This is a genomic window from Bradyrhizobium sp. (genome assembly GCF_019242285.1).
Lineage (GTDB): Bacteria > Pseudomonadota > Alphaproteobacteria > Rhizobiales > Xanthobacteraceae > Bradyrhizobium.
This window is the reverse complement of sequence record NZ_JAFAVV010000397.1, coordinates 1-7550: the sequence shown is the minus strand read 5'-3', so window position 1 is coordinate 7550 and position 7550 is coordinate 1. Positions and strand designations below refer to the sequence as shown.

Below are 7550 nucleotides of genomic sequence, written 5' to 3'. Positions count from 1 at the left end.
CAAGCCGGTTGCGCTGTTGATCCTCGGCATCACGCCGTTCATGGCGCGGCTATTGCCCAAGGACATCAAGCCCAATCCCGACAGCGTCTGGCAGGGCGCGGTGTACGGCTCGATCTGCATGGGGTTGATGCTGATGACCGGCGTGTCCGGGCCGCTGCTCGATACCTTTTTCCTGGGCGGTGATTTTCAGCGCCGCGAGATCATCGCGACCAAGGCGACCTGCCAGGTCGCGAGCCATTTCACCAAGCTGATCTATTTCGGCGGCATCATCGATCAGGCGGCAACGCTCGATCCGCTCCTGGCGGCGATCGCTGTCGCGGCCTCCATGCTCGGCACCACGCTGTCGCGGCGGGTTTTGGAAGCGATGAGCGACCAGCAGTTCCGCCGCTGGGCCAACCGTCTGATCACCACGGTCGCGGGCTATTACATCCTCTACGCGGGCTGGCTCATGCTCGCACAACGCTCCATCGCCGCGAATTGAGGGAGGATCCGATGATCGTCGCCGCCGATCCGCTGGTGCTTGATTTCGTCGAATGGGTGGCGCGCGAGCCGCGCGCTTATGCCGAGGTGATAGCCACCTGGAAGACCTCGTGTCCGCGCCTGACGATCTGGGAGGACGCCGCCGACCAGGGCCTTGTCGCGCGCGAGAGCATCGCAGGCTTCGGCGTCGTCGTGGCGGTCACGGAGGCCGGCGAGCAGTTCTTGCGCGCGCACGGCCGGATCGCCTGAAAGGCGATCGCGGGCGATCACTTTGTCGCGCGGCACTGCGTGCGCACCATTGACTCAAATTTTGGCTCGGCGCAAGTTTCATGCAATCGCATCCACTTTGCGAATCCTGAAACTCAAGTCCTGAAAGGGGAGCGCGCCGCCATGATCGACCTGCACTATTGGACCACGCCGAACGGCCACAAGATCACGATGTTCCTGGAGGAGACCGGCCTCGCCTACAAGATCTTTCCCGTGAACATCGGCAAGGGCGAGCAGTTCAATCCGGATTTCCTGGCGGTCGCGCCGAACAACCGCATCCCCGCGATGGTCGACCATGAGCCGAAGGGCGGCGGCAAGCCGATCTCGATCTTCGAGTCCGGCGCGATGCTGCTCTACCTCGCCGAGAAGACCGGAAAATTCCTGCCCGCCGATCTCCACGGCCGCTACGACGTGATCCAGTGGACGTTCTGGCAGATGGGCGGGCTCGGGCCGATGGCCGGGCAGAACCATCACTTCCGCAACTACGCGGTGGAGAAGCTGCCCTACGCCATCGACCGCTATGTCAACGAGACCAACCGCCTCTATGGCGTGCTCAACAAGCGCCTGTCGGACCGCGAATTCATTGGCGGCGATTATTCGATCGCCGACATGGCCTGCTATCCCTGGATCGTACCGTACAAGAACCAGGGCCAGGACATCGAGCAGTTCCCGCATCTGAAGCGCTGGCTGGAGACCATCCAGGCGCGACCGGCGACCGAGCGCGCCTATGCCAAGGCGAAGGAGGTCAATCCGAACTTCGGCCAGCCCGTGAACCGCACCGAGGAGGAGCGCAAGATCCTGTTCGGGCAGACGGCGGCAGTGGTGCGCTGATTCCCGCCATCGGGCCCTGACGTCTGAATGCCGCGAAGAGCCGCCGTTGAGGCTCCAGGACGAATACGAGCTGCTCCTTGTCGCTATCCGAGCGTGCCCTTCTCGCGCAGCAGCGCGAGCAGGGCATGAAGGTCGGGAAGCACAGCGGCACATTTGTCGCGCGTCTCCGGTGTCGGCGGCACGATGTCGGGCACCATCACGGTGATCGCGCCTGCCGCATGCGCGGAAGCGATGCCCGGGCCCGAGTCTTCGACGGCGAGGCAATGCACCGGTTTTGCGCCGAGCCGTTCCGCGCCGAGCAAATAGGGTTCCGGATGCGGCTTGCCGTGGGTGATGTCGCTGCCGGTGACGATCACATCGAACCGGGTCCGGATGCCTGCCAGCGTGAGGTGCTTCTCCGCGGTGCGGCGCGAGGTCGAGGTGACGATGGCATAGGGCGGCCCGGCCTCGCGCAAGGCGTCCAGGAGCTCGACGACGCCGCGCTTGAGCGGCAATCCCGCTTCGAGCACCTCCATGCACCTCGCATTGAAGACGGCGTTGAATTGGGCGAGCGGAAAATCCCGGCCATAGCGCTCGAGCAGCATCGCTTCGCATCGGGGGCCGGGAACGCCGATCATCGTCCGAAACAGCGCGACCGGATCGTCGGTCGAGCCCAGCGCCTCCATCGCCGCTCGCAGCGCCTCGAAATAGACCGTCTCGGTATCGAGCAGCGTGCCGTCCATGTCGAGCAGGAACGCGCGGATATCCCAGCGCTCGTTCACCCGGCAGCCTCGCTCGCCGTGCGCTCCGTGGCCTGGCGCAGGCAGGCGCGACACAGGCAGTCCTCGCCCGCGACCGGCATCGGCAGGCGGATCGACTCATCCGCACACCAGCAGGCTTCGTCACGCGTGCAGGTGAATTCCGTTCCGCACTTCGTGCAGGCGAGGCGACGCGGCGTTAAGCTACCTGTCCGATTTGTCATGGTTCCGCACGGAGTTTTGCCGCGTTTTTCATGTCGGGTTCATCTCGAACCGACGTATGATCCGGCACGTCGACTATAGGCGCAGGATCTCAGAGAGTCCCGAGGTAAAATCCGATGGCCCGCGACTCCAAAATGGCGCTCGTTGCGCTCAACCGCTTTGGATTTGGCGCCCGCGGCGGCGCCTCGGGCGATGTCGTCAACGCCGCGTCCGATCCGCGCGGCTTCGTCAGGTTCGAGCTGAGCCGTCGCGCCGGCGTGCTGCTGGAAGCGCCCGGCCTGCAATCGACGCCGGCGCTGGCCGAGGCCGTGTTCGCCTATCAGGACGAGGTCAAGCAGGCACGCGAAGCGGCGAAGGCCGCGCCGCCACCGGAAGCCGCGCCCGCTCAGCCCGGGACGGATAATCAGCCGCGCCGCAATCTCTCGCTTGATGCCGTCGCGACCAATATCGCAGGCCCTGCGGCGGCGATGAAGCCGCAGGACGGCGGCGGCGCGCCGATGGCGGCGGGCGAGGCGATGCAACCCATTGCGGGGGCGCCGCCGAACGCCGCTGCCGCGGCGAAACCACTCAATGTGATCCAGAAAACTTACCGCGCCGAGGCGCTGGCGCGGCTGCAGCGCGCGATGCTGGCCGATTGCGGCTTCACCGAGCGGCTGGTGGTGTTCTGGTCCAACCATTTCTGCATCTCGGCCGGCAAGGGCGAACTGGCGCGGATGTGGGCCGGCTCGTTCGAGCGCGAGGCGATCCGGCCGCACGTGCTCGGCCGTTTCGCGGACATGCTGAAAGCAGTCGAGCAGCATCCGGCGATGCTGTTCTTCCTCGACAACCAGCAATCGCTCGGCCCGAACTCGCGCGCCGGGCAGAACCGGCATCGCGGCCTGAACGAGAATCTCGCGCGCGAGATCATGGAGCTGCATACGCTCGGCGTCGGCGGCGGCTACACCCAGGAGGACGTCACCTCGCTCGCGCGCATCATCACCGGCTGGACCTTCGCGGGCCGCAAGGCGCAGCTCGGCACGCCCGGCAGCTTCATCTTCAACGCCAATGCGCATGAGCCCGGGGCGCATGTCCTGCTCGCCAAGACCTATGCGGCCGGCGGCGTCGAGCAGGGCGAGGCGGCGCTATCCGACATCGCGCGCCATCCGTCGACCGCGAAATTCATCGCGACCAAGTTCGTTCGTCACTTCGTCGCCGACGATCCGCCGCCCGCGCTGGTGGCGCATCTGCAGGACGTGTTCACGAGGACCGACGGCGACCTCAAGGCGGTTGCCACGGCGCTCGTCGACTCCGACGCGGCGTGGACCGCGCCGCTCGCCAAGGTGCGCAGCCCCTACGAATATCTGGTCGCGATCGGCCGGCTGCTCATGCGGGTGCCCGACGATCCCGGCATCTATCTCGGCGGTCTCAACGTGCTGGGCCAGCCATTGTGGACGCCGTCGGGACCGAACGGCTTTTCCGATACCAACGCGGCGTGGGCGGCGCCCGAAGGCATGAAGCTCAGGCTCGACATCGCGGCACAGGCCGCCGCGCGCGCCGGCAACAATTTCGATCCGCGCGATCTCCTGGAGTTCGCGTTTGCCGACGCGGTGTCGGAGGACACGCGGCGCACGATCGACCGCGCGGAATCGCGCCAGCAGGCGATGGCGCTGCTGTTCATGTCGCCGGAATTCCAGAGGAGATGACGATGGATTGCCGTGAGGGCCGCTCATCACTCAGGACGTCGCGACGCGCGCTGCTGCTCGGCGGCGCGTCGTTCGCCGCCTGGGCCTATCTGCCCAAATTCGCCCGCGCCGCCGACGGCCGCGACCCCCGGCTGATCGTGGTGATCCTGCGCGGCGCGCTCGACGGCCTTGCCACCGTGGCGCCGGTCGGCGACCCCGATTACGCCGGTTTGCACGGCGCGATCGCCTTGAGCCGGGAAGGGCCGCACGCGGCGACCATGCTAGATTCGTATTTCGCGCTGCATCCGGCGATGCCGGAGTTCGCGCGGTTGTACCGCGACAAGCATGCCGCCGTGATTCATGCGGTGGCGACACCCTATCGCGACCGCTCGCATTTCGACGGTCAGGACGTGCTGGAGAGCGGCTTTGCGGGGCCCGGCCGGGTGCAATCCGGCTGGCTCAATCGCGCCTTGCAGGGGCTGCCGCGGGGCGAGCGTATCGCGTCCGCGCTCGCGGTCGGGCCGACCACGCCGCTGGTGCTGCGCGGGCAGGCGCCGACCGTCGGCTGGGCGCCGGTGACATTGCCGGCCGCCGACGACGACACCGCGGCGCGGCTGATCGATCTCTATCAGCATCGCGATCCGGCGCTGGCCGGCGCGCTGTCGCAGGGCCTGCGACTGGAGAAGACGGCGCTGGCCGACGAGACGATGCGTCCAAAACCAGGCACCAACGGCATGCGGCAGGTGGCGCGCGGCGCGGCCAAGCTGATGGCGGCGGACGACGGTCCGCGCATCGCTGCGCTCGCCTTCGACGGCTGGGACACCCATGCCAATGAGGGCGGTCCGGTCGGGCGGCTCGCGACGCTGCTGTCCGGTCTCGACGGCGCGCTCGCGGAATTCGAAAGCGGGCTTGGCGACAAGTGGCGCGATACCGCGATCGTGGTCGCAACCGAGTTCGGCCGCACCGCGCGGATCAACGGCACCGAGGGCACGGATCATGGCACCGGCACGATCGCGTTGCTCGCTGGCGGCGCGATCAAGGGCGGCCGCGTGATCGCCGACTGGCCGGGCCTGAAGCCGGCGAGCCTTTTCGAGGGGCGCGACCTGGCGCCGACGACGGATTTGCGCGCGGTGATCAAGGGCGTGCTGTCGGACCATCTCGGCATCGGCGAGCGCGTGCTGGCGGAGACCGTGTTCCCCGACAGCGCGGCGGCCAAGCCGATGAAGGGGCTGATCGCGTAGATCGATTCTCGCATGCTTGCGCGCGAATCCTGCTAACACGGCGCAGGGTGGATCATCATTGCCCGCGCGGATCCAGGAGATCGTCCGATGTACATCGCCATGAACAGGTTCCGGGTCGCCAGAGGATCGGAGGCGGCATTCGAGGAGGTCTGGCTGTCGCGCGACAGCCACCTCGACAAGGTGCCGGGGTTCGTCGAATTCCATCTCTTGAAGGGACCGGAGGCCGAGGACCATACGCTCTACGCGTCGCACACGGTGTGGGCGAGCTATGCCGCCTTCGAGGCCTGGACCAGGTCGGAGGCCTTCCGCGCCGCGCATCACAAGGCCGGCGACAACAAGCCGCTCTATCTCGAGCACCCGAAGTTCGAAGGTTTTGAAGTGCGGCAGACGGTGACGCGCGGTGGTTGATTGCGAGAAGGGTAGGGTGGGCTGAGCGCAGCGTGCCCACCATCCGGCGTCAGCATTCGCTGGAAGATGGTGGGCACGGCGCTGTCGCGCCTTAGCCCACCCTACGGCATCTGCGGATCGGCACTACCCCATCGTGATCTTGTCGATCTCGGCCATCTCGTCGGCGCTGAGGGTCCAGGCGATCGCCGTCACGTTCTGCTCGATCTGCTCGACGCGGGTGGCGCCGGCGATCACGCTCGAGACCTGGGGACGCGCGGCGAGCCAGGAGAAGGCGAGCTCCAGCATCGAATGGCCGCGCGCCTTCGCGAACGCCTCGAGCTTCTCGACGATCGCCTCGTTGTGCGGCGTGACGTAGCGGTCGCGCAGTTGCGGCGCCTTGCCGAAACGCGTGTCGACCGGGGCCGCTTCGCCGCGCTTGTACTTGCCGGTCAACAGCCCGCTCGCCAGCGGGAAGAACGGCAGGAGCCCGAGATCGTATTCCTGCGCACAGGGCAGCAGGTCCTTCTCGATGTCGCGCACCACGAGGCTGTACTCGTCCTGGCAGGAGACGAAGCGGCTGACGTTCATCGCGCGTGCGACATGTTCGGCTTCCGCGATGCGCCAGGCCGGAAAGTTGGAGTTGCCGATGTAACGCACCTTGCCCTGGCGGACGAGATCGTCGAGTGCGCGCATGGTCTCCTCGATCGGCGTCAGCGGATCGTAGTCGTGCTGCTGGTAGAGATCGATGTAGTCGGTCTTCAGCCGCGTCAGGCTCGCTTCCACCGCCTTCATGATGTAGCGCCGCGAGGCGCCCTGCTTGGTGCCGTCGGTCGCCATCGGCTTGGCGTACTTGGTTGCCAGCACGATGTCCTTGCGGCGGTCGCCCAGCACCGTGCCGAGCACCGTCTCCGAGCCGCCCATTCCGGCATAGATGTCGGCGGTGTCGAACAGCGTGATGCCGAGGTCGAGCGCCCTGTGGATCACCTTGCGCGAGGTTTCGAGATCCGTGCGCTGGCCGAAATTGTTGCAGCCGAGGCCTACGGCGGAGACGCGCAGGCCGGAGCCGCCGAGATTGCGAATTTGCATGATGGTGATCCTGTCACGGGCGGTGAGGGACCGTCATTGTGACGCGCGCCGCCACTGGCGGCAAGGCAGGCCGCCACCGCGCATTTTCATCGCCGCCATGACAGGCGGACGGGAATATCTCGGAGAGCCGGGCCCAAAAAAGTGCGGCCCCGGTCAGACGCGGCGACTGACGGGGACCGCTTGGCGTATGATCTGTGACGGGGGGCCCGATCAAACGCCGCTGCAACTTATCCTTGCTTTGTAACGGAGGGGTGACAGGTGCGCTTATCCACAGGCCCGTCCACAGCGGGCGAATCCACCTTGCCGGCAGCGTTGCCGCACGCCCCGAGGCTGTGGAAGGCCGGTGGATTCCGTCAGAATTGTTTGCGGTACACGATGAAGCCGGAGCGCTCGGCGACCTTGTCGTAGAGCGACTGCGCGGTGAGATTCGTCTCGTGCGTCTGCCAGTAGACCCGGGCCGCGCCGGCGAGCTCCGCGCGCGCGTAGACGCCTTCGATCAGCGCGCGGCCGACACCCTTGCCGCGCGCGGTCTCAGTGGTGAACAGATCCTGCAAATAGCAGAGCGGTGCAATCGCCGTGGTCGAGCGGTGATAGAGGTAGTGCGTGAGTCCGAGAAGATGGCCCTCGCTCTCCGCGAC

At 66.7% G+C, this 7550-nt stretch carries 10 protein-coding genes; 6 read left to right on the top strand and 4 right to left on the bottom strand.

Features of this window, described 5'->3' with window-relative positions; translation table 11 throughout:
• The 3 genes from JOY90_RS15445 to JOY90_RS15435 all read left to right on the top strand — a co-directional run.
• Nucleotides 1-481: TSUP family transporter (locus JOY90_RS15445; RefSeq protein ID WP_291691985.1), on the top strand; the 481-nt coding region annotated here is incomplete at its 5' end.
• Between the two features lie 11 nt (nucleotides 482-492).
• Nucleotides 493-729 (top strand): hypothetical protein, encoded by a 237-nt coding sequence (locus JOY90_RS15440; RefSeq protein ID WP_291691984.1) that lies wholly within the window; start codon nucleotides 493-495, stop codon nucleotides 727-729.
• Between the two features lie 141 nt (nucleotides 730-870).
• Nucleotides 871-1578 carry a glutathione binding-like protein gene (locus tag JOY90_RS15435; protein WP_291691983.1) on the top strand — a complete coding sequence of 236 codons (708 nt, stop codon included), beginning with the start codon at nucleotides 871-873 and terminating at the stop codon, nucleotides 1576-1578.
• 83 nt (nucleotides 1579-1661) lie between these two features.
• Here the strand turns inward: JOY90_RS15435 and JOY90_RS15430 are convergent, their stop codons facing one another.
• Nucleotides 1662-2339, bottom strand: a complete 678-nt coding sequence (locus tag JOY90_RS15430) for an HAD family phosphatase (RefSeq protein ID WP_291691982.1) — start codon at nucleotides 2337-2339, stop codon at nucleotides 1662-1664.
• Nucleotides 2336-2539, bottom strand: a complete 204-nt coding sequence (locus tag JOY90_RS15425; RefSeq protein WP_291691981.1) for a hypothetical protein — start codon at nucleotides 2537-2539, stop codon at nucleotides 2336-2338. The genes JOY90_RS15430 and JOY90_RS15425 overlap by 4 nt, the downstream gene beginning before the upstream one ends.
• A 114-nt stretch (nucleotides 2540-2653) precedes the next feature.
• Between JOY90_RS15425 and JOY90_RS15420 the strand changes: the two genes are divergently transcribed.
• The 3 genes from JOY90_RS15420 (at nucleotide 2654) to JOY90_RS15410 (ending at nucleotide 5847) form a co-directional block, all read left to right on the top strand.
• The gene (locus JOY90_RS15420) at nucleotides 2654-4219 is read left to right on the top strand and encodes a DUF1800 domain-containing protein (protein WP_291691980.1); all 1566 of its coding nucleotides are present in this window, start codon (nucleotides 2654-2656) and stop codon (nucleotides 4217-4219) included.
• The gene (locus JOY90_RS15415; RefSeq protein WP_291691979.1) at nucleotides 4216-5439 is read left to right on the top strand and encodes a DUF1501 domain-containing protein; all 1224 of its coding nucleotides are present in this window, start codon (nucleotides 4216-4218) and stop codon (nucleotides 5437-5439) included. The genes JOY90_RS15420 and JOY90_RS15415 overlap by 4 nt, the downstream gene beginning before the upstream one ends.
• An 87-nt stretch (nucleotides 5440-5526) precedes the next feature.
• On the top strand, nucleotides 5527-5847 hold the full coding sequence (locus JOY90_RS15410; protein WP_291691978.1) for an antibiotic biosynthesis monooxygenase: 321 nt from the start codon (nucleotides 5527-5529) through the stop codon (nucleotides 5845-5847).
• Between the two features lie 123 nt (nucleotides 5848-5970).
• On the opposite strand, the gene JOY90_RS15405 is transcribed toward JOY90_RS15410, so the two are convergent.
• Both JOY90_RS15405 and JOY90_RS15400 read right to left on the bottom strand, forming a co-directional pair.
• A complete protein-coding gene (locus JOY90_RS15405) occupies nucleotides 5971-6912 on the bottom strand; it encodes an aldo/keto reductase (protein ID WP_291691977.1) in 942 nt (313 codons plus the stop codon).
• Between the two features lie 353 nt (nucleotides 6913-7265).
• Nucleotides 7266-7550, bottom strand: a 285-nt coding sequence (locus JOY90_RS15400) for an N-acetyltransferase (protein ID WP_291691976.1), incomplete at its 5' end; no start/stop codon positions are given.